Origin of the sequence: Mycoplasmopsis agalactiae PG2 (genome assembly GCF_000063605.1) — a bacterium.
GTDB lineage: Bacteria > Bacillota_I > Bacilli_A > Mycoplasmatales > Metamycoplasmataceae > Mycoplasmopsis > Mycoplasmopsis agalactiae.
The window spans coordinates 747921-770060 of record NC_009497.1; the positions used below are offsets into that span (position 1 = coordinate 747921).

The 22140-nt window shown below is 30.6% G+C and carries 21 protein-coding genes and 1 pseudogene; 9 read left to right on the top strand and 13 right to left on the bottom strand.

All coding sequences use genetic code 4. The annotated features are described in order from the left end of the window. Nucleotides 1-39 precede the first annotated feature (39 nt). Complete coding sequence (gene ptsP, locus MAG_RS03205; RefSeq protein WP_011949784.1) at nucleotides 40-1749, bottom strand: phosphoenolpyruvate--protein phosphotransferase; 1710 nt, start codon at nucleotides 1747-1749, stop codon at nucleotides 40-42. Between the two features lie 45 nt (nucleotides 1750-1794). Between ptsP and MAG_RS03210 the strand changes: the two genes are divergently transcribed. Next, nucleotides 1795-2661: a MurR/RpiR family transcriptional regulator gene (locus MAG_RS03210; protein ID WP_011949785.1), complete on the top strand. Its 867-nt coding sequence runs from the start codon at nucleotides 1795-1797 to the stop codon at nucleotides 2659-2661. A 28-nt stretch (nucleotides 2662-2689) separates the two neighbouring features. Here the strand turns inward: MAG_RS03210 and MAG_RS03215 are convergent, their stop codons facing one another. The 8 genes from MAG_RS03215 to MAG_RS03250 all read right to left on the bottom strand — a co-directional run bounded on the left by MAG_RS03215 (nucleotide 2690) and on the right by MAG_RS03250 (nucleotide 9228). Next, nucleotides 2690-3163 (bottom strand): MPN499 family protein, encoded by a 474-nt coding sequence (locus tag MAG_RS03215; RefSeq protein ID WP_011949786.1) that lies wholly within the window; start codon nucleotides 3161-3163, stop codon nucleotides 2690-2692. Between the two features lie 6 nt (nucleotides 3164-3169). Next, entirely contained in the window at nucleotides 3170-3901 is a 732-nt protein-coding gene (locus tag MAG_RS03220; protein WP_011949787.1) for an L-ribulose-5-phosphate 4-epimerase, read from the bottom strand. 1 nt (nucleotide 3902) lies between these two features. After that, on the bottom strand, nucleotides 3903-4787 hold the full coding sequence (locus tag MAG_RS03225) for an L-ribulose-5-phosphate 3-epimerase (protein WP_011949788.1): 885 nt from the start codon (nucleotides 4785-4787) through the stop codon (nucleotides 3903-3905). Beyond that, complete coding sequence (locus tag MAG_RS03230; protein ID WP_011949789.1) at nucleotides 4762-5415, bottom strand: 3-keto-L-gulonate-6-phosphate decarboxylase UlaD; 654 nt, start codon at nucleotides 5413-5415, stop codon at nucleotides 4762-4764. Before MAG_RS03230 ends, MAG_RS03225 begins: the two co-directional genes overlap by 26 nt. A gap of 17 nt (nucleotides 5416-5432) precedes the next feature. Then, on the bottom strand, nucleotides 5433-5918 hold the full coding sequence (locus MAG_RS03235) for a PTS sugar transporter subunit IIA (RefSeq protein WP_011949790.1): 486 nt from the start codon (nucleotides 5916-5918) through the stop codon (nucleotides 5433-5435). After that, on the bottom strand, nucleotides 5918-6202 hold the full coding sequence (locus MAG_RS03240) for a PTS sugar transporter subunit IIB (protein ID WP_011949791.1): 285 nt from the start codon (nucleotides 6200-6202) through the stop codon (nucleotides 5918-5920). The genes MAG_RS03235 and MAG_RS03240 overlap by 1 nt, the downstream gene beginning before the upstream one ends. A gap of 102 nt (nucleotides 6203-6304) precedes the next feature. After that, complete coding sequence (locus tag MAG_RS03245) at nucleotides 6305-8113, bottom strand: PTS ascorbate transporter subunit IIC (protein ID WP_011949792.1); 1809 nt, start codon at nucleotides 8111-8113, stop codon at nucleotides 6305-6307. A 53-nt stretch (nucleotides 8114-8166) separates the two neighbouring features. After that, nucleotides 8167-9228: a phospho-furanose lactonase gene (locus tag MAG_RS03250; RefSeq protein ID WP_011949793.1), complete on the bottom strand. Its 1062-nt coding sequence runs from the start codon at nucleotides 9226-9228 to the stop codon at nucleotides 8167-8169. 345 nt (nucleotides 9229-9573) lie between these two features. Between MAG_RS03250 and MAG_RS03255 the strand changes: the two genes are divergently transcribed. After that, a complete protein-coding gene (locus MAG_RS03255) occupies nucleotides 9574-10419 on the top strand; it encodes a Cof-type HAD-IIB family hydrolase (protein WP_011949794.1) in 846 nt (281 codons plus the stop codon). A 172-nt stretch (nucleotides 10420-10591) separates the two neighbouring features. Here MAG_RS03255 and MAG_RS03260 read toward each other — a convergent pair whose 3' ends face one another. Next, on the bottom strand, nucleotides 10592-12859 hold the full coding sequence (locus MAG_RS03260) for an MAG6410 family transglutaminase-related lipoprotein (RefSeq protein WP_011949795.1): 2268 nt from the start codon (nucleotides 12857-12859) through the stop codon (nucleotides 10592-10594). Nucleotides 12860-12920: 61 nt separating this feature from the next. Next, nucleotides 12921-13748, bottom strand: a pseudogene (locus tag MAG_RS04685) (Mbov_0729 family lipopotein). Between the two features lie 350 nt (nucleotides 13749-14098). Here MAG_RS04685 and MAG_RS03280 point away from each other — a divergent pair. Next, nucleotides 14099-14551 carry a Panacea domain-containing protein gene (locus tag MAG_RS03280; protein ID WP_011949798.1) on the top strand — a complete coding sequence of 151 codons (453 nt, stop codon included), beginning with the start codon at nucleotides 14099-14101 and terminating at the stop codon, nucleotides 14549-14551. Nucleotides 14552-14553: 2 nt separating this feature from the next. Then, nucleotides 14554-14943, top strand: a complete 390-nt coding sequence (locus tag MAG_RS03285) for an MAG6450 family protein (protein WP_011949799.1) — start codon at nucleotides 14554-14556, stop codon at nucleotides 14941-14943. Nucleotides 14944-15299: 356 nt separating this feature from the next. Here the strand turns inward: MAG_RS03285 and MAG_RS03290 are convergent, their stop codons facing one another. After that, nucleotides 15300-16499 carry a BspA family leucine-rich repeat surface protein gene (locus MAG_RS03290; RefSeq protein WP_011949800.1) on the bottom strand — a complete coding sequence of 400 codons (1200 nt, stop codon included), beginning with the start codon at nucleotides 16497-16499 and terminating at the stop codon, nucleotides 15300-15302. A 418-nt stretch (nucleotides 16500-16917) separates the two neighbouring features. Here MAG_RS03290 and MAG_RS04455 point away from each other — a divergent pair, with 418 nt between their 5' ends. The 5 genes from MAG_RS04455 (at nucleotide 16918) to MAG_RS04540 (ending at nucleotide 19806) form a co-directional block, all read left to right on the top strand. Continuing rightward, complete coding sequence (locus tag MAG_RS04455) at nucleotides 16918-17055, top strand: hypothetical protein (RefSeq protein WP_232955094.1); 138 nt, start codon at nucleotides 16918-16920, stop codon at nucleotides 17053-17055. Between the two features lie 373 nt (nucleotides 17056-17428). After that, on the top strand, nucleotides 17429-17842 hold the full coding sequence (locus MAG_RS04460; protein WP_011949801.1) for a Fic family protein: 414 nt from the start codon (nucleotides 17429-17431) through the stop codon (nucleotides 17840-17842). 11 nt (nucleotides 17843-17853) lie between these two features. Continuing rightward, nucleotides 17854-18495, top strand: coding sequence for a BspA family leucine-rich repeat surface protein (locus MAG_RS04465; protein ID WP_011949802.1), 642 nt, complete (start codon nucleotides 17854-17856; stop codon nucleotides 18493-18495). Next, nucleotides 18455-19171, top strand: a complete 717-nt coding sequence (locus tag MAG_RS04470; protein ID WP_232955096.1) for a BspA family leucine-rich repeat surface protein — start codon at nucleotides 18455-18457, stop codon at nucleotides 19169-19171. Before MAG_RS04465 ends, MAG_RS04470 begins: the two co-directional genes overlap by 41 nt. A 512-nt stretch (nucleotides 19172-19683) precedes the next feature. Beyond that, nucleotides 19684-19806, top strand: coding sequence for a hypothetical protein (locus MAG_RS04540; RefSeq protein ID WP_269819569.1), 123 nt, complete (start codon nucleotides 19684-19686; stop codon nucleotides 19804-19806). Between the two features lie 430 nt (nucleotides 19807-20236). On the opposite strand, the gene MAG_RS03310 is transcribed toward MAG_RS04540, so the two are convergent. Then, on the bottom strand, nucleotides 20237-22102 hold the full coding sequence (locus MAG_RS03310; protein WP_011949806.1) for a P68 family surface lipoprotein: 1866 nt from the start codon (nucleotides 22100-22102) through the stop codon (nucleotides 20237-20239). Nucleotides 22103-22140: the final 38 nt, after the last annotated feature.

A 22140-nucleotide genomic window follows, 5' to 3' on the forward strand; every position in this document is an offset into this window, starting at 1 on the left:
ATGAAGTGTCCTGCTTCATTTTTAAGTCTCTAAATTCACTTACTTTAAGTAAGCTTTTAAAACTTCTTTAACTTCTAGTTCGTTTTCGCACTTAAGTGCTTTTTCAGCTAATTCTTGCATTTCTTTAAATGAAAGCGAGTTAATTATTTTTCTTGTTCTTAAAATGCTGCCAGCTCCAACAGAAAACTCGTCTAGTTCTAGGCCTAGCAATAATGGAACTGCTTCAGGATCGCCAGCCATCTCACCACACATACCAGCTCATTTACCATGTTTATGTGCTGCATCAATTACATATTTAACTAATCTTAATATAGATGGATTTAGTGGTTGGTATAAGTATGATATGCTTTCATTCATCCTGTCAGTAGCCATTGAGTACTGAATTAAGTCATTAGTCCCTATTGACACAAAGTCTGCATATTTGCAAAATTGATCAGATAACACAGCTGCTGCAGGTGTTTCCATCATTAAGCCGACTTCAATTTCTTCTTCTCTAGCAATCTTATTATTTTCCAATTTGACTTGTTCATAGGCTTCTAAGTAAATTTTCTTAGCTTCAATAAACTCATCTACACAAGTGATCATTGGAAACATAATAGCTACTTTGCCAAACTCACTTGCTCTAATAATTGCTCTTAATTGCGCCATAAATACTTCTTTATGTTTAGGAACTAAACATAAACGAATTCCACGATATCCAAGGAATGGATTCATTTCTTCAGGAAACTTAAAATATTGTAAAGTCTTGTCACCGCCAATGTCAAGCGTTCTAATTATTACTTTTTTGCCTTGCATTGCCTCTGCAACTGCTTTATAAGCTTCAAATTGCTCTTCTTCAGTTGGTCAGTGATCATTGTCCATGTAAAGAAATTCAGTTCTAAACAAGCCAACTGCTTCAGCATCATTTTCTAAAACAGAATTAACGTCTTTAATGCCGCCAATGTTTGCTGCTATTTCTACTTTATGATTATCTTTAGTTCTTGAAGGTTTGCCAATTAAAGACATGACTTCAACTAAATAAGTATTATATTCATCAAGTAGTTTTTGACACTCTTTTAATTCTGCATCACTTGGATTAATAATTACAGTGCCATTTGAGCCATTTAAGGCTATTAAATCATCATTATTTACATTTTCTAAAACATTTTCGGTTCCAACAACGCTAGGGATATTCATACTTCTAGCCATAATTGCAGTATGTGAAGTTGTACCACCAATATTAGTTACAAAACCTTTGACATATTTTTTGTCCAATTGAACTATTTGAGAGGGGCTTAGGTCTTTGGCCACAATGATAACTTCGCTATCAATTGCACTTAAATTTGGCTCCTTGATGCCATTAAAGAAATATAAAAATTTCTTTAATATATCTCTAATATCAGCTGCTCTTTCTTTCATATAAGCATCGTCCATTGAATCAAAAACTGCTGCCATGTTATTAAAATATTCATTAGTTGCATAAATAGCAGACTTATTTTCATTTTTAATAGCACTTTTAATATCTTCAGCAGCTGCTGGATCTTGAGCTAGTAGTAAGTGAGCACCAAAAATCTCTTTTTGTTCGTTAGTTTTTGCCATTTTAATTGTGTGCTTAATATCTGCTGATATTTGTTCTACTGCTTTGTTGAATAATTCAATTTCGTATTCTGCACCTTTTGAATTATTCAAAATTTCTAAAGGCAACTCTTCAATCTTGAATGCTTTAGCAATCGCAATACCTTTTGATGCTCCAATTCGTTTGATATGCATATTGTTACCTCAACTTTAAAAAAATTAAATGTTTATAATTAAATAATGAAAAAAAATAATGTTAAAAGACCAATATTAGATGAAAACATTTATTTAACTAAAAGTGAAAAAAATATTTTGGACTTCATAAACTCATTTGAGCAGTCTGAATTTAACCTCTCACAAGCTGAATTAGCCAAATTGGCCAATTCATCAGAAGCAGCTGTCAGCCGTTTTGTTAGAAAATATCATTTCAAAGACTACAGAAACTTCATCGCATCAATAAACATTAAGCTTTCTAACTTTCAGCGCATGTATCCAATTAAATATGACAATGGCCAAGAACCTAATCCTTTTAGTGTAATTTACTCTTCATATAAGTATGCTATTGAAAACATCAATGAAGAGAGTGTTACTGAAAATTGCATTAAAGCAGCAGAATTAATTAATAACAGTAGAAATGTTTTAATCTATGGATCAGGTTCAAGTCAGCGTAGAAGTTTAGACTTAGTCGCTAACTTGATAAAAATAGGAAAATCTGTGGTCTATAACTCAGATTTTCACATATTTTTTCCGGCTTTAGCTAATGCTGATTCTAATGATACATTGATTGTTTTTTCAAACAATCTTAAGTCAACTGAGTCCCATTTTGTTATTTCAAACGCTCATAAAAATGGTCTTAAAATTATTGCTATTACATCTAAAAATGATAATAAAATCAATAAAAATCTTGATGTGATTATTCAGTACCAAAAAATCCAAAACGATACATTGTTGGTTCCAGTTAGCTCACGGGTTTCTCAGATGCTAATTGGTAACATTTTGTTTGAAGCAATAATTTATAATAATGATGAAAATTATAATAAGCTTAAAAAATCTTCTGCATTAATTGATGAATGAGCAAATATTGATAAAGTGCATCACAAAATGTAATTTTCGTTCAGAACACTGCTCTAATTTTTTATTTATTAGTTTTAGAAATTTCAAAAAATCCTTTTGAATAAACAAAGTCTAAAACTTGGTTTTCATTTGGCTGTTCTTTTTCTTTTATTGCTTTAAAATAGGCTAATGGGACACAAAATATTAAGCCTCTAGCTAAGTGTTTTAAAGACTTATCATTTAAAATAACTCTGACATTTTCATCAACTTCATAAACTAAATAATTATCTTTGTCTTTTAGTGAACTAGGATTGATAGATATGCCTGTTTTTAAGTGTCTTTGGACTGCATTAAACACTTTATGTCTAGAGTCATTATTAAGATCTATTATCCCACCAGGGTAGTAATTAAGTTCTAATTTGTCTATTAAGTTTTCAATTTCTTTAAATGGATATGAAGCTCATGAACGTCTAGAAAAAGTTCATATTGATGGCTGATATCAATATGCATTATTATTAACATAATTAACTCGATAAGTCTTTAATTTAGTTTCCATTTATACCTATTTTTGGCCGTAATAAGCATTTTTGCCATGCTTACGGTTGTAATGTTTTTCTACTAATGCTTTTTGTGCTTCAGGAGCACTATTATTACTTATAATTAAGGTCTTAATTGCCATTTTGGCAACTTCTTCTAATGTTAGTGCTAAATCAACTGCATCTTTAGGCGATTTAAATGATCACACAAAAGGTCCATGTTCTTTAACTAGCGTTGCACTTGTAGCTTTTCAATCAAACTTTCTATTATTAAATGTTTCAATAATAACTAGCCCAGTGTTATGCTCATAGGCACCATTAATTTCGTCAGGAGTTAATGCTCTAGCACAAGGCACAGGTCCATAAAAATTGTCGGCATGAGTTGTGCCAAAACAAGGAATATCCTTGCCAGCTTGTGCAAAAGCAACTGCATTAGTGCTATGTGTGTGCACAATACCTTGAATTTCAGGATGATTTTTATAAAGCAATGTATGAGTTGGTGTATCACTTGATGGCTTATATTTTGAATCATACACATTGTTATCCATATCAGTAATAACCATATCTTCAGGCTTAAGTGTCGCATAATCAACGCCGCTTGGCTTAATAACCATATATTTTCTGTCTTTAGTTATTCCTGAAACATTACCTCAAGTGTGAATAACAAGGTTGTATTTAACTAAAAGCATATTGGCATCATAAACTTCTTGTTTAAGCTTGGCTATTTCATCACTGTATTTTTTGTCAATTTGATTCATATTAATTATCTCCACCAACTAACTCTCATTGCTTGTTATAAAACTCATATGCATCAGCAATATATTTAATCGCTTCTTCTTTGCTTTCTTCAGGCTTATTAAGTGATCACATTTCAATCATTATTGGCTGGTTAAGTTCTAATTTTTTCAAAATATTAAGCATATAGGGAAAATCAACAGTACCTGTGCCAAATGGTGTGTCTCTAAACTTGCCAGGAATTGTGTCTTTAAAATGAAAGGCCACAAGGTGATTTTTAGCAATTTCAAATTCGTTGTATAAGTCTGTTTTATTGGCTCATTGGTAAATATTTCCTAAATCAGGATATATTTGCAAATATGGGCTATTAATCATATTTATATATGTTAAAGCTCTTGTGTTTGTTCCCATAAAACGAGTGTCCATTATTTCAAAAGCTAGACAAACTGAATGCTTGGAAGCTAGTTTAACTGCCTTTTTAATACCTTCGATAAAAAAGCTTCTTGTTTCTTCATCGCCTTTTTCATAATATACATCATAGCCAGCCAATTGCACGGTTCTTATTCCTAATTTCTTAGCAAGAATTATGGCTTTTTCCATAATCTCCATTGCTTTTGCTCTAGTTTCATGATTTTTGGATCCAAAAGGATATTTTCTATGTCCGCTAAGTGTCATTGAATTAAAGTTAAACTTGTGCTTAACTAATAACTCTTGCACTGCTGCAATCTCTTCATCATTTCAGTAAATTCTGTTTAATCTTTCATCGCTTTCGTCAACTGAAAATTCCATAAAATCATAGCCAGCTGCCTTAGCAATTAATATCTTTTCTTCAAGAGAAAATTTGTTGTTTATGGCTTTTTCATAGATGCCAACTAATCTATTCTTAACTTCAGTATTTTGCAAACTCATCTTTAAAAGCCTTTGCTGCTAATTCAGGATTTTCAGCATCACGTAATGATCTGCCTGCTATAAAAATATAAATTGGAATGTCTTTAAAAAGTTCAATATCTTCTAGCTCCACGCCGCCAGTTATAGTAACTTTGAAGCCCATTTTTGATAGTTTACTTACTGCATCAATATCTTTTTTACCTCATTTTACGCCACTAGCTTGACTGTCTCTTGAACGATGCCATACAACTTGAGGCACGCCTGCTTTTGCTCATAAATCAGCTTGTTCTCAAGTAAAATTTGAAGTTAATTCTATTTGCACTTCCTTATTAGCACCATATTCTTTAGCAATATTCATTGTTTCAGTAATAGTAGGTAATTCAGCAGCGCAAATGCAGGTGGTAAAGTCTGCTCCATTTTCAAAAAACATCTTGCCAAATACTTTTCCTGCATCAGCAATTTTGCCATCAGCAACAATGATCTTATTTGGAAAAGCTTCCTTAAGTGCCTTAATTGCTTTTTTGCCTTCTGATGCTATTAATATGGTTCCAACTTCAATAATATCTATATATTTTTCAACTTTTTTTGCACTCTTAATTGCATCTTTAATTGTTAAATTATCAAGCGCAATTTGTAGCATTGGTTTCATAAAATGTACACTCCGTTTTAATTCATATACTTTGTGTAATCAACACTTTTAATGATTTCGATTACTTCATCTTTTGACTTAGCATTAGCAATTTTGTCAATGTTAGCTGGATCTTCAAATACGGCAATAATTTGTGGAATAGCTACTGCTGTATGAGTTTCACCATCTTTAGCAGCTAAAGTCATTACGATTTTTACTTCCCTTGGATCATTTGCAAACATAATAGGTTTTTTAAGTGTTAACAAACTAAAACCATTTGAAAAAACACTATTTTCAGTAGCTGAAGCATGCGGCATAGCAATGCCATCTACTAAAATGTAATATGGCCCATGTGCTTCAGTTGATTTTAAAATCGAATCATAATAGTTATAGTTAATAATGCCTTTTTCTACTAAAGGCTCACATGACTTATGAATAGCATCTTTATAATCTTTTGCTTCATAGCCCACAATAATTGAATCATTAGCAACTAAATTGTCTAATAAGTTTAGCTTTGCTGACATTATTTAATTCCTTTAGCTAATGCATCTTTAAATGCTGCTTTAATTTCGTTAATGTCCATAACATTTTTAAGTCCGTGCACTGAAGCTTTTGAATTAGCCACTTCAGAAACAAAGTTGTTGGTGCATAAAATAACATCAAAATTATTAGCAACTGACTTACCCATTCCAAGGCCTAGTGCTTCAACTGAGCCTTGAATGCCTAATTCGCGCATTGCTTGTTCAGTTTTTAATTTAATAATCATGCTGGTTCCCATTCCAGAACCGCAAAGGCAGAGAACTTTCATATTTACCTCTTTTTTTACTTTTTATAATTATTCAAATTATATCCAAAAGTATATCCCTATAAAATAACTAATAAAGGAGACCTTTATTAGTTCGATTTTTAATTAAGCATTTTGTGTTGCTGCTTCTTCAGCAACTGGTTGCTCTAGTAATGTAGGTTTGATTTTAAACAATTTTTGTAATGAAGTTGGCTTATGTTGTCTTGCGGTATCAATTATTTGTGCTAATACTAGCATTCCAACTAAATAAAGTGGGAAGACAATGTAAGCTGCAATTGGATGACCACCACCAATAATCATTAGTAAACCAAATATGAAGTTTCAGTCAAACATACCATTAAATCCAGTAAAGAATGGACCATGTGTTAAATAGTCAATTGATTCTTTGTCTAATGTGGCTGAAACTACTAATCCGCTTGATTTAAGACCAAAACTGTTAACCATTCCAAGACCTAAAGCAATAATGATTATTTCTAGAAAACCAAAGATTGCTGGCACTGCCAATGTAGCTTTGTAGCCACCTGAAGCATTTGCAAATACACCAATTGATCCAGAGTTAAAGAACAATGTAATAAACAATGGAATTACAATAGGAATACTAAAGCTTCCAGGAATTCTAGATAATCCTATTACTACTGCAACACCAACAAATTGAGCTACTGTACCTGAGATAAATCCAAATGTAACTGAGTTAGGTGAAAAACCATATGTAGCAGCTACATCGACAGCAACTAATGCACCTGGCACTAATTTGTCACTAATACCTTGGAATGATTGTTGCAATTCAGAAACAAACATTCTAACACCAGTTTGAATAGCAATAATAGCAGAAACTAATTGGAACGAACCAAGAATTAATTGCACAACTCAAAAGGCACTGCCACCCCCTACTTTTCATGAGTTATATTCTTTTGTTACTAATCCGTCTTTGCCTGCAAATCTGACTGATTCGTCAAGACCTGGTGCAAATTGAATAATTAAAATTAAGATCAAGAATACTAATAAAATTAGCATCGCTTGTGTAAAAATGTTATCTTCAAAAACCTTTAATCCTTTAGGCATTTTTCTATTTTCTGAAGACTGTTCTGCTTTACCAAAATATTTTCCAATTTTGTATGCTATAGCCACACCAAACATTTGTTGGTGACCAACAGCAAAACCAGCATTTTGAGTAACTGCATCAGTTCCCTTAATTGTGGCTGATGAGGCAACTCCTCAGTAAGTACCTAATAATAGGCCTGAGAATATTATTGTTCCTAGCTGTGCGCCTAATGACACAATTTCTTTATCATCAATTAAGCCAGCATCCTTTGAAAACATTAATAAGAATACAATTGGCACTACAACTGCTGCTTGTTGGAACATAACATGTCCAGTAATCATTAGTGAATGAACATTAGTTCATTTTCTTAATGCGATAAGGATAATGTTGACAAATAAACCTATAATTAAGGCATATGACACTCATGATGAAAATCCGTTGCCAACTGCATCTAAAAATTTACCTGCTGAAACTTGTCCTGAATATGTATCTAGCGGAATAACACTTGTTCCACTAAATTTTTGAAAGGCAGCAAAGATTGGTTTAGCTAAACCAACTAATGCTCCCGATCCTATTTGAAGTAGTAAAACTCCAATTATTGCCTTCATTGTTCCAATGACGATTCCTGAAAATCCTCTTCCAAGAATTAAATAACCAATGAAAACTAACAAACCAATAAGAATTGCATTAATTCCTAAAAAGTTGTTAAGCATAATATCTTTAATAAAGAATAAAGTACCTGCTTTAAAGTCTCATTGTTTGGCCGCTAATGCTCCAACATAAATTGCTAGAACAATTAAAATAGCCACAAGAACGCCAACTAAAACTTTTCAATTAAAAGGCTTTTTGCTTTTATTTGATGTTTCTTGCATTTCTATTTCCTATTTATTTTTATGACTGTTTTATAGGGATATTAGTTAAATTATTACAATAATTTAAGATCCTTTTTTAATTGCACAACTTCACTTGAAACCTTAGAAGCGTCATAAACTCTAGGTTCATCAAAAGCAAGTATTTCACGTGGGTTATTAATTAAAATATCATCAATAGCTTCCTGTGAAACACCTACTTGCTTAAGTAATGGAATAAATCTTTCAAATAAGTATGAAAGACCAAATGTTTCCTTACCTTTAGTTAAGCCATAGTTTCTTTGGTATAGAATTCTACCAGCGTCTAGACTTAAAGTAATATGTTTTTGTAAGCCTTTATCTACTAAATATTTAATATGATCTGCTAATAATGAATCAGGGTAGTACTTAACTCTGTCTGGTCCATCAAAACAAATAGTTACGCCTGTTTCTTTAATTATTTTTTCATAGTAATATCTGTCAGGATTCTTATTTAAGTGTGAAAGCTGAATTTTTCTAGGATTAGCACCAAAGCCAATTAAATGTTGTGCTACTTCAAGTGCCATTGTACCTAATTGAGTATGAACTAGAATTGGACAACCAGTTGTAATGCTGGTTCTAGCTGCAACTTCAAGAGCTTTTAATTCAAGTCTATCGATTGCTGCATAGCCTGTACCGGCTTTAATGATACCTGCTTTAGCTTTTGAACGCTTAACAACAGGTCCATTATAGTTATATTCGTCCATACCTTCTTCAACTTCAGCAACCATCATCTTAACAATGTCATCAGTTGGCACACATGCTAGTCATGAACTATATTTGTCATAAAAAGCAGCTTTATGAAAACCTGTTGACATCACAATGTTAGCTTTGCCTTTAAATGCTTCAGCAATTTCAAGCATTCTATAAACATCTCTACCAACATTAGGCGGATCCATTGTAACAATTGTTTTACCACCATGGTCAACGTACTCTTGTACTTCTTTCTTAGCTGCTTCAACATCGATCATTAAAAAGTCAGGATGCTCATGCATTTCTGGGCCACCATTTTTAATTAAATGATCATGACAGTCTGTTATTCCAATTGATTCTGCTGGAACATCGCCAAGAACTGTTCTAACAAATTTATCTTTTGCCATAAATCTCCTATTTTGCTTTTAGGCTTATGCCTTTTAATAATGGCAGAATTAACACAAAACCATTACATAAGAATTTTACATTATGCAAAATTGCAAAATATGTGAATATTGGAAGAAACTTCCAATTTTTTATCCTTTAGTTTTTAAATTTTGCTAGTTGACTGCTTATAATAAATAAATAAGCGAAACAATTGCTTTATTATTAAAAGTTTTTTCCAAATTCAAATATGAAGCAAATAAAATTGTGTGGAAACATTCCACATAATATGACACTCACCTTCTTCCTATAAGTCTAAGGGCTCAAAATTAAATAAAATTATATTACTGCTACCCTAGGAGTAAACTATGAGTAAAATTAATCTTAATAATATAAAGTACATTTTCTTTGACCTTGATGGAACCTTGCTAACCAAGGACAAATTAATAACAGATGAAGTTACAAATAAAATAAGAGAATTAAGTAAAAATCACCAAGTCATTATAAACACAGGGCGCCCATGATATATGGCGCAAAAGTTTTATAAACAATTAGATTTAAAAACACCATTTTTAGGTCTAAATGGTGCACTAGTTTATGATTTTGAGTCTAAAAAAGTGTTATACCAAAATCCAATGAGTATGGAAACTAGCTTGAAGTTGCTAAATTTAATACTTAAATATGAAATTGCATTTTTAATATACCTTGATGATGAAATGATTGGAGTGCAAAAATTTAAGCATCCATGATTTGAAAAAGTGGTTTATCCTAAAAATGAATTTAGTGCTAAGTTCACAGAAATAAATGATCCTGTAAATCAATTAAAGTTAGAAAAACCAGTTATTAAGTTCTTGCTTTTAATTGATACTTTAACTGAAAGCCAACTTGAAACACTTAAACAAGAAATAGAATCAATTTCAGATGAAATTTATACAGTAAGATCACAAAAAGCTTGCCTGGATGTTATGCCTAAAGGCTCAGATAAAGGAACTGCAATTGAATGATTTAAGAATAATTACTTAAATCATGAAGACATTTCAAAAAATTCAATAATGTTTGGCGATGCTGCTAATGATATTCCTGCTTTTGAAAAAGTTGCCTACTCTTGTGTATTAAAATCAAGTTCATTGGAAGCCGAAAATGCAGCGAATTATGTTGTTTGCTCTTCAACTGAAAATGGAATAATTGAATTTTTTGAAAAACACACAAATTAATTATTTGCCTGTTTTATAGAGCTATAGGGAGAGTTTGTCTCCTTTTTTGTTAATTAAATGCTAGTCAATTATTACTTATGATGCTGTATAGCCAAAAAATATTTCAACATGCAATTTGACTTAAATATCTATAAAACAGGCTAAAAAAGCAAGGTCTCCCTTGCTTTGCAAATTAACTAATTACAACTTTAAGTGCTTCTGATGCTAACTCGTTATTATTTGGTGCTACTCTGACCAAATATTCGCCTGGATTTAAAGTTAGTTTAGTAGTAGTTATTGGAGTTCATTCAGTAGCATCTTTAAGTCTGTATTCCATAGTGCTATCAACACCAATTAACATATTAGAGTTATATTTTTTAACAATCTTATCTAAATCCCTGCCTTTTGTTATTACAAAATCTTGAATATCAGATTCTAGACTGTTATTTGTGTTTTTAACTCTTATAGAAAAATTACCTAGAAATACTTTGTCTAACACTTGGTTATCGTGCTCAAAACTTTTTCACTCATTTGAATTATTTCTGTATTCCATATTGCTGTTAACGCCAGAAACTTTAATTCTGTTTTCTCCAACAGCATTTATGGTTGCAGCAGGCTTTTGATTTTTTATTACATTAAAGTTAACTTTTTTGTTGCTAATATCAAATTTAAATCCAAGTTTTTTAATGTCTTCTAGCTCAACTTCGACATCGCCATATTTACTAAAATGATCTAGGATTAGAGTGTAGCCATCATTATCTTTTATAGCTTCCTTAACATAGGCATTTTTAACAATAAAATTGCCTGGTTTTAAATCTATGTTATTGTCGGAATTATTAATTTTGACTTTAAGTGCATATTGGCCTAATTCTTTATTACTTAGTGTGTGTTTTTTAACACTAGCATTAACATTTTTAAGTTCAATCTGTTTTGACGGTTGATTAAAATAATAAGTTATTTCATCATATGTAACATATGGGTGAGTAATTTTAGCTGTGGGTCTAGTCTCATTTAATTCCAATTCGGCTGTTTTAAAGGCTTCTAGGACATTTTTATATGAACTTGGTGCTACATTGAATTTGATTGAACTAGGTAATTTGTCCATGCCTCCAAGCTGCCTGTCAATTGAAACTAAAATATCATCTTTGCTATTTACATAGTTACTTATTTTTAAGTTTCTAAAACGCTCGCCAGTTTTCACAATGCCACGGTTAAAAATACTTGCTTTAATAAAGTCATCATCATTCATCATGAAAAAGTTGAACTTACCTTCATTCTCTTTTTCAGCTCTATCCGAAGTAGCATCCACATGGTATCAAACGCCATCAACTTCGACTAAGTTCCAAGCATGATTAGTTATATGACCAGTTAATGTACCGTAATCAGCAGTTCCTGAAATGAATTTGCAAGGCACACCTAGCTCGTCCATTATCATTTTAAATCCTTTTGCATAACCAGTACATACAGTGCTTAATTTAACAAGTGCTGAATAAGCACTTTGATCATCTACTAAGTTTGTTTGAGAATAATCATATTTAACATTTTTAGTCATTCATTTATATGCTTCAGTGATTTTTTCTAAAGTTGGCAAGCCTTGTCACTCTTTAGCAATATCTTTAGCTCTTGCTCTAGCTTGCGCATTTTCACTAATACTTTTAGTAAGATCAACTGAATCAACGTCCACCATTGTTGAATAAAGATAACCTTTATAATGAGCTCAGACCTGAACCTTGCCAAAGTCATTTTTGGTATGACTTTTGCCTTTAATATTTCCGTCAGAAGTAAGAGTTAACTTGCCATCACTAACATCTTCACCAGCTTTAGCAACCTCCTTAGTTGCATATCAATTTCTTTGATATCACTGCACATCATCAGTTACTTTTTCCTTGGTTTTTGAATCAATTAAATTTAATTTGATAGTTTGAGCACCATTAGAATCTAACCTAATATTTTGAGCATCAATAGTGTATTTAGGATGCGAGTAAAAATTAGGAGAAACTCCATAGTTTAAAATCATTGATTCAATTTGGCTTTCACTGAGCTCCTTTTCAACAAAATCTTTCTTTGTATGCTCTATATAAAAGCTGTCCAATTCAGGAACTCTAGACTCAACGCTAGAAATGCTTTGGATATTACTAATATCAATTACTTCAGGACCTAAAATGGTTCTATTTATACTGTTGTAAATAATTTGTGAACTTACAGGAGTGGCTGTTTCATAGGCCTTTTGGTCATTTGAAGGCGCTTTACTTCTATTCCTGTTTTCAGCAGCATTTTCTGTGTTGTGCTCAGCATTAAATTCATTAGATGATGGAGTAAGGCTATTAACAATATTAACAGAGTTGTTAATAACATTTGAACTGCTGTCTGTTCCTTTTGCTATACAGCTAGCACTAGCAAAAACACTAGAAAATGAGCAGGCAAGTGCTAAATTAACATAACACTTTTTAATTCTTTTCATACTGTCCTCATTTCTGTGTTATTTTGCTAAATATCTAGAATAAATTTTAAATTAATGGTTGTTACTTGTTAAATGCTTTTTTGTATGCTTCATCAATTTTTGATTTAACTTTTTTGAATAGTTCAGAAGCTTTTTGCTTGTCACTATTATTTGCATAACTAGGAGTCGCAAGTAAAGATAATGTGTCGTAAAATTCAAAAAGATCAGAAATCAAGCTATCAATAAAATTAGATTCGAAACCTGTGCTTGACAATAATGATTTAATGTTATTAAATTCATACTTTACAATTTTGTATGAAGGATCTAAATCATTATTAATCATTAATATTGTCTCTGCAGACTCTAAATGCTTTTTAATGTCGTTGCCATATTTATTAAATGACATAAATAAAAGATTAAGCTTTTCTTTGGTTTTTTATTCTTGCCTTCTGAGTTATTTTCTTCAGTGTCATTCATTACATCGTCACTTTTTCCTGGTTCATCACTCTGCATTGAATCTGACATATTAGTCTCTTTTTGACTCAAAAGTAGATCAAAATACTCTTTTGTCAATCTACTTGCTGCCTCCTCGTGAAACTCTTTTACTTTTTTATGATAGGGGGGTTGGATTACTGTTGTGGTTTGTTGTTTCGCTGTTACTATTTGTGCTTGAATTATTATTATTGTTGTTGTTTACTAAATTATCTTTATCATTTTTAGCTTGCCCTTGACCATTTGTATCACCATTTTTATTTTGGTTCTGATTGCTTGATGAATTAGTTGGCCTTGTCTCATTGTTTTTAGATTCTTCCTTTGTGCTTCCATCATTACATTTTGCTGCAATAAAAGGAATTGAACCTAAGGTAATTAGCGAGCCTAAAAACATAATATGCTTATTTCTTCTATTCATAATTTGCTATTATATATTAAAACTTGATTATTTAAATGATAGTTTTTTTGCTTGTTATTAAACACTTTTTTGCAAAGATATCACAAGAAAAAAATGCTAAAAATATGATTTATTTAAATTTTGTTAAGTCCAAGGAATATGTAAATAATTAACAAATTGCGGGATGCAAAAAGAATAAAAAGTAAGCTTATTCGTGCTAGCTTTTCCTTAATAATATTTCATTTTATTAATCGTCTTTTGTAAATTTAATTGCCTTTTGTTTAAATTCATCAGTTTTCTCTTTCTTAGCCTGCAACTGATCCGCAGCCCAATCAAACTTATGATAAAATTTAAGAATAAGGGAGGCAACTATGCGTAATAAATATAGCTACAAAGATATATCTGGCTGATTTTTATCTAAAGAAAGTATGACTCCTAAAAAGCTTCAAAAACTAACTTATTATGCTGAAGCTTGAGCTTATGCTTTGCTTGATGATGGTATATTAAAGGACACAGCCTTTCAAGCTTGAATTCACGGGCCAGTTTCTCCTGAATTATGAAAAGACTACAGGGATTATGGCTGAAATGAGATAGAGAAAAAAGCTTTTGATGAAAGCAAATTAGACAAAAATGTTTTAGAACTTCTTGATGCAGTTTGAACTACATATGGTGATAAATCAGGCTATGAATTAGAAGCTGTTTCACATTCTGAAGAACCATGAAAAAATGCAAGAAAGGGTCTGGGAGAATTCGAAGCATCAAATAGATTAATCAGTCCTGATGATATGAGAAACTACTATAAAAGTATTTATTCAGGAGATTAGTTTTGAGTAAAAAATTAACAAATAAAACTCTCAATGGATTAAAGTCTTCTTTAGTTTCAGATTGAAAAAGCATATATTTCAGATTTGCAATAGTACATAAATTAGATAATGGATTTGACTTCAAATCATTAAATGCTGCTGAGTTAGGTAAATTTCATAATTTCATTAATGAGATATTTAAAAGAAAAATGACTATATCTGATGTTGAAAAAAACTATATGAGAAAGCATGCAAAACCATTAGCAAATAGACGTATGGAAGCTCAAGATATAGAAGTCAACGAAATTCACCTTGGGAAAGACAATAATTCGTTTAGAATATTCGGATATCTAAATAAAGACAATTATTTTGTGCTGACAAAAATTGACCCCAAGCATAGGTATCATAAATAAGCACTTTATCAAACAATTTGCTATGAGAAATCATAACTTTTTTAATTTGATGATATATAAACATAATAAATTTCTGTTTTATATGACATCTGGTAAGATGCAATTTAATAATTGTTAAATCGCCAAAATGCTTATAAAACAGTAACAGAAGCATTATTTGTATTGTTATGCAACTGCAAAATAAAGTATATAAATGCTAGTAAAATTAGATATTTTCTTGCTAGCACAACAATCTTGTTTAAAAATCTTGTGAGTGTGCTAGAAAATAGTTTAAAGCAATAAAAAAGAATCAGCAAATAGTTTTCTGTAGTGCTGATTCTATTTTTGTTGCCTTTACTTTCATGCCTGTTTTATAGCTATTTTAGTTTTGAAACTTCAACGTTTCATGTCTTAGCTATTTTGTCTAAATGCTCATTCATTTTATTTGCTTTTTCAAATATTTTTTGAGTATTGGCGCCGCTCTTTAGTTTCCACTGACTTAGATCCTGACTAAAATGTTTCGCATTTAAAAATGCTTGTCCGGCATTTTGAACATTTGATAAATCTCATTCATTGATATTATCAATTTTTAAAGATTCAAGATTATAGAATGATAAATTAATAGAACTAATCTTTAGCGGCAAATGCTTTGGAACTTTTGAAGTGTAATGAGGTACAACAGTAAGTTTAATTCCAGTATGATCTCTATGATATCCTAATTGCTTAATTACAATGTTTTTACCATTTTTATAATTAGTTCATGTTTTATTTATTATTGAATCACCATTAGCTTTCAAGAGATTATTCATAACTTGGCCTTGCTGATGATTGTCTTCATAATAAAACTTTGTTATTACAGCATCTTTTAACACAATGCCTAAATTTACTTCAAATTTTTGAGATCCTAACTGTAATTTGATTTTATTTTTCTTACCACCATCTGTATCAACAGCTAAACTCTTGTTACCATCTTCCTCATTTTGTAAAGTTAGTCCACTAATTTTTTTATCCTTTGCATAAACGTTTATTTGATCTACAAAATCTTTTTGTGAATGAAATGATCCAAAAGCGTCTTTTTGCTCTTCGACTATCTTTTGAATTTCAACAACATTCTTTTTATCTTCTGCTTCTTTTAACTTTCTCTCTTCTTCTTGTTGTTTTTTCTTTGCCTCTTCTAATTTTCTTGCTTCTGCTTCAGCATTTCGTCTAACTTCATCATCAGAATAAGTTGCTCTTGAATTATTGCTTTCTATAGGTTGATCGCTAGGTATTTCTGAATTATTAAGTTCATTATTAATATCTTTTTCTTCAAGTTTGAATTCTTTATTCATTGTATCTGATTTTTCAGATAAATCAGTGTTAGGCAAATTTCCCTCTACATTACTTGATTCGCCGCCATTTTTATTTTCATCATTAGATAAATTGGGGGGGGTCATGCGTTTAGAATTGCTTCCTTCACTTATTACTTTATTGTTATTGCCATTATCATTTTTCTTGCAAGATGCAGCAACTAGCGGCATAAGCAATAATGACGATAATGAACTAATAGATATGAAATTTCTAAGCTTTACCTTCATTATTAAATTAATTCCTTCATTTTTTATTTTTTTTATGGCAATTTTGTTAGCTTTTAATTAGCTAGCTAAAAAATATTCAAATTTGTACCATAAAACAAAAAATGCAATATTTAGTTTGTATGAATTTTTTAAATAATTTTCCTGTTTCATACCACATAATATTATGTAATTTAACTGATACAATTATTTTATAGACATCTAACTATGATTTTGCAAGAGTTTAGCACACTATTAAGCCATTAACAAAAATACCTAGAATCAGTAATCTATTTTATCCCCAAAATACTTGTTTTAAGCTAAAAAATATGCTAAAACAAGATAATTATGAGCGGTGATTAAACTACTTATAAAGGTGTTTTACAGCATTATTTGTCAATTAAACAAACTAATTTTAGCTAAAAAAAGAATAAGGGGCTTTATGTATATTTCAATAGATGAAGCTAGTAAAAAGTGAAATATTGCAAAAGATGCATTGCTCAAACTTTTAAGCGAAAATAAAGTATTTGGAGCAACACTAAACAAAAATAATGAGTATGAAATTCCAATGTATAATTAAAGCCCTTATGAACTATCTAACAAAAACTTGCCGGGTGTTGTTGGTCAAAAATTAAAGAAGTTAAACTCACTTCGTGCACTTAGTCCTCTGAAAAGAATAGATTCTTAAATAATTTTTCAATAGAAAACACATTTAATTCTAATGCTATTGAGGGTAGCACACTAATACTAAGAGAAACTTCTCTAGTTCTTCAAGGAATAACAATTGACACTAAGCCATTAAAATACCATTTGGATGCTATAGGTCATAAACAAGCCCTTGATTATATTTTTGAGCTAGTTTATAGCAGTGAAGCAACAACTGAAAAAAGAATAAAAGATATTCATTTTTAGTTCTTGCAAATAAGAGAGTTGGTGCTGGTAGATATAGAAATATGCAAGTTTCAATTTTAGGAGCGAAACACAAACCAGTATCGCCCTTCTTAATTGAATCGAAAATTAAACAGCTTCTGGATGAGTATAATAATTCGAATGAAAATGTAATTGTGAAAATAGCTAAATTCCATTTGGACTTTGAATCTATTCATCCTTTTATTGATGGTAATGGTAGAACAGGTAGACTGTTACTTAACCATCAATTAATGCAAAATAACCTTCAACCTACTGATATTCATTATACAAATAGAGCAAAATACTATCAGTGCTTTGATGAGTTTCATTTGGATAATGATATATCAAGTATGGTTGACTTGATAGTTAATTATTTGATAATCCAATTAAACTATCAAATAGACATAAAGAGTCAAAAGGCTTATGATGAAAAATATAATATAATTTCATTTAGGTAGGTGTGCTATTTATGAATAAATTAAAAAAATCTTTTGTGGGTTTAGGCTTGTTATTAACTTCTAGCGTATCTCTTAGTGCGGTATCTTGTTTCAATAATTTTGATTTTTTTAGCAGATGAACAGGTAGAAGCAATAGTAATTCTGCTAATGTTGACAAATCAATACAAAAAGCAATTTATGATGGCAACGAGTGTATACAAATTGGATATTTTAAAAACCAAAATGGAGAAATTCAAATATCACAATTTAAAGAAGATGTAAGTAGAGTGCCAAAAGAATTGCCAAAGGAAATAACTAGCTTAGAAAATGCTTTTGTTGGTGCAACTAGGATTCAAATTCCTGGCATTGAGTCATGAGGTACATCAAATATCAAAAATATGAAACATGTTTTTCTTAATGCAAAGGGATTTAACTACGATATTAGTGACTGAGATACATCAAATGTAACAACTATGCATGGTATGTTTAAAGGTGCTTCAAATTTTAACAAACCACTTATAACAAAATTAACTAATCGAAACAATAAATCATATAGGGCTTGAAATGTAGCTAATGTTACTGATATGAGCCACATGTTTCATGGTGCAACTAATTTTAATAGTTCATTATTTGATGATACAAAAAAATGTAACAAATATGACTGCTATGTTTAAAGGAGCTAGATTCTTTAATGCAGATTTAAGTCGTTTAAACACTACTAATGTTAAAACTATGGAAAGTATGTTTGAGGATGCTGAAAGATTTAATAATTTAATTTTTAATGACGTATCAAAAGTTAAAAGTATGAGGAAAATGTTTAAAAACGCCTCTGCATTTAATCAACCATTATTAAAATGAGAGACTTCTGATGTAACTAATATGAGTTTTATGTTTAATGGCGCAAAATCATTCAACAGTGAGATATTTCGGGATGTTAGATATGTAACTGATATGAGTTTTATGTTTGCAAAAGCTGTTACATTTGACCAAGATATTTCTTTTTGGGATACTCAATTTGTGACTAATATGGAATCAATGTTCAACAACAGCACGTCATTTAATGGCGATATTTCAAAATGAAATGTTTCTAGCGTTGTAGATATGAATAGTATGTTTCTCAGTGCTATAAATTTTAATAGTAACATAAGTGGTTGAAACACAACTAGAGTTGAGAATATTTCATATATATTCTATGATGCTAGAAGCTTTAACAAAAATTTAAGTAATTGAGATATAAGCAGAGTTACTGCATATAATGACTGATGCAATGGATCACCACTTTATAACAATAAACATTATCACCCTAATCTTCCAGTTATTGAAAAACCAACAAGAGGTTTATTCTGATAGTTTTACACAAATATTGTTATGACTAGGCATTTATACAATGCCTGTTTTTTGTAAGTCTTATGCGCAGATTAATAATCATTTATCAAAAAGTGTTTTTCTTTTATAAAAAAATACTTGACAAAAAGCAGAAATTGAATTGCTAAAACATTTGCACCATATCAAAACCAATAATACTTTAGGACAAAAGCAGACATCAGCAAATTTGCTGATGCTTCTTTCTTAAAGATAAAATGACTAAACAACTTAGCATTAATAATGAATTTATAAACTGCAAATGATTAAAGCAACACATAAAAGTGTAGCATAATGATTTTTGCACAAAATGAATTAATAATGATTAAAAACTAAATTAGTGTAACTATTTTTAGCATATATACATTTACTGCAAGGCAAAGTAATTTAATTATGATTTATGTAATGTGAAATAATTTGCATTTATTTCCAGATATTATGACTATATCAGCCCATTTTATACTTTATACTTTGATTATATATATATATATGATTTGGCTATGGAAACAGAACAAATTAACAATAATCAAAGCAACATTCAACAACCTGTTGCACAAACTAATCCAAACAATAACAACGTCACTGTTATTAGACATGAACATGCTTTTGTGGACAATAGCTAGAAAAAATTTATACTAATACTTAGATACACTCTGATTATTGGCGCCGTCTTTGCCTGCTTTATGGGTCCTTATTCAATATACACGGCAATTAAATATTTTAATAATGGAAATTCACAATTTAGTACTGGACAAAAAGCAGGGTTAGTAATTGGTTGCATTGCTATTATGGCTCTTGCTGTTGCAACAGTAGTATTAATGGCACTCACTTTAACAGCAAAGTATATGCATAATATAAAAATTAACGTTGCTGCTTGATGCGTTGCTATACCTTTTTACATATTTGTTTTTATGGCATTTCTAGCATGAATTGGGTGAAAAATATTTGTAATTAAAATGGGTACAAAACGCGAAATCACAATTAAAGGTGACTACTAGATTAAAAAACAGACTTGTCGAATAAGTCTGTTTTATTATTGTTTTAGTAAACTAATTATTGTTTTTTAGTTTGTTCAAATGCTGTTATTAGTTCATCAGCAGTTTTTGCTTTGAATCCTTGAATTCTATCTAATTCTGTTTGTTCAATCATTGCTTTCATTACAGTATCTGACATTTGAGATGATTTATCATCAGTAACTGCAGGTTTAGCAACAACTTTGCCGCTTTCAACATTTAGTAATGATTCTAGTGAAAGCTGAGCTGATCTTAGCATATTTAATTTGAAGTAGTCAGGCTCAAATGTAGTCATTAATTCTTCAGATTTTTTGTCCTTCAATTTTCCTTCTAATTCTTTAATTATGCCCTTAATTTTATCATTTGTTGCACTTGTAACAACTGATGCCAATGGCATTATATAACCAGAAGTTCTTGCAATTGTGTATCAGTTGTCTTCTTCTTCACCAGAAACCTTGTTCTTGCCTGTGTATATTCATTTAAGGAACTTCTTAATTGCCTTATTTACTTTTTCATTCTTTGAATCAATAGCAATTATACTTGAGCCACCTTCATGGAAAATTGAATGTTTTCCGTCTTTAGTTCCTGTAACTTGAGGAAGCATTAATACATCATGTTCGCTTGCATTATTTGTTAAGAATTTAGGGTCATCTTTAATGCTTTGTTCAAAGTATGGGTGAGTTTTGGTAAATTGAGTAATCTTGTTTTGGTATGCACCAACAGAAGCTGCGAAACTTATAGCACTTTGGAATCTAAATATTTGTCATGAACCCCATTCTTTTGTTTGAGTGAACATATATTTCATTGATTGAAATACTTTTTTATCTTTCTCTGCCTTACCAGATGGTGTTTGTTCAACTCTTTTAATTGAATCGTTGTAGTCTTTTCATAATTCTTGGAATTTTTTCTTAACATCAGCATCATCAATTAAGTTATATTTAACATTCTTATCTTTATCAAGTTCAAAGATTGCTTTGTTTTTGTCTTCAATTTTTGCATGCAATTCTTTAAAGAATGTACTTTGTTGGTAGTCAATTGAAAGAACTTCACCTGAAATTGTGTTGTCATTAATTTTATCTTTTTCAATTTCAACACCTTCAGTAAATTTAGCAGCTAAGTCTCTAATGTCTTTGATAGATTCGAATGTTTTATTGCTTACAGTTAAGCCTTCAAACACTTTTTTACTGTTTTCACCATTCTTAGCTTTTAAAGCATGTCAAATTGATTGTTCAGGTAATTGATTTCCTTTATTTTTTGAATCATAAACTTTCTTGATTATACCGTCCTTATCTTTATCTTCAATCTTACCACCACCAGATTCAATTATTTCAAACATCTTGTGTAGAACTTTAAGGTTTAATTGAAGTGAGTCAGTATCAGCATTATCAAAAGGAATATTGTAAATTGTTTCTGTTTGGCCTTGGCCTGCTAAAATTGAGTGTAAATTTGCTATATTCTTACTAAATGATTTTTTAGTAATACCAGTGTCAGATATATCTAATAATTGCTTATTTTGGTTAAGAATATATGCACCAGATTGGTCACCCAAAACAATATTTGGCACCTTTTTATTATCTTTAGATTCAATAGCATGAGCAACATTTTTAATTAGTTGGTATTCACTATATGTGTTGTGGCCTGGAACTTTAACTTCCTTACCTTTGCTGTCCTTGTATTTAAAGTCATCAGCAAATTCAAATCTAATAGTTAAAAAGTCTGGGTCATTTTTAAATGTTTCATTATAGTAACCAATAACTTTTTGCAATGATAGTGATAAAGGTCATCCTTTACCTTGGCCTAATCTAAAAACAACTTTTTCTTCTTCTGTGTTTCCGCAAGCAACTACTGAAAGTCCAGCTGCTGCTGGTAATAAAATTGCACCAGCTTTAATCAAAATTTTTTTCAAAATAATCTCCCTTTTCGCCTATTTTATGGTATTCTAAA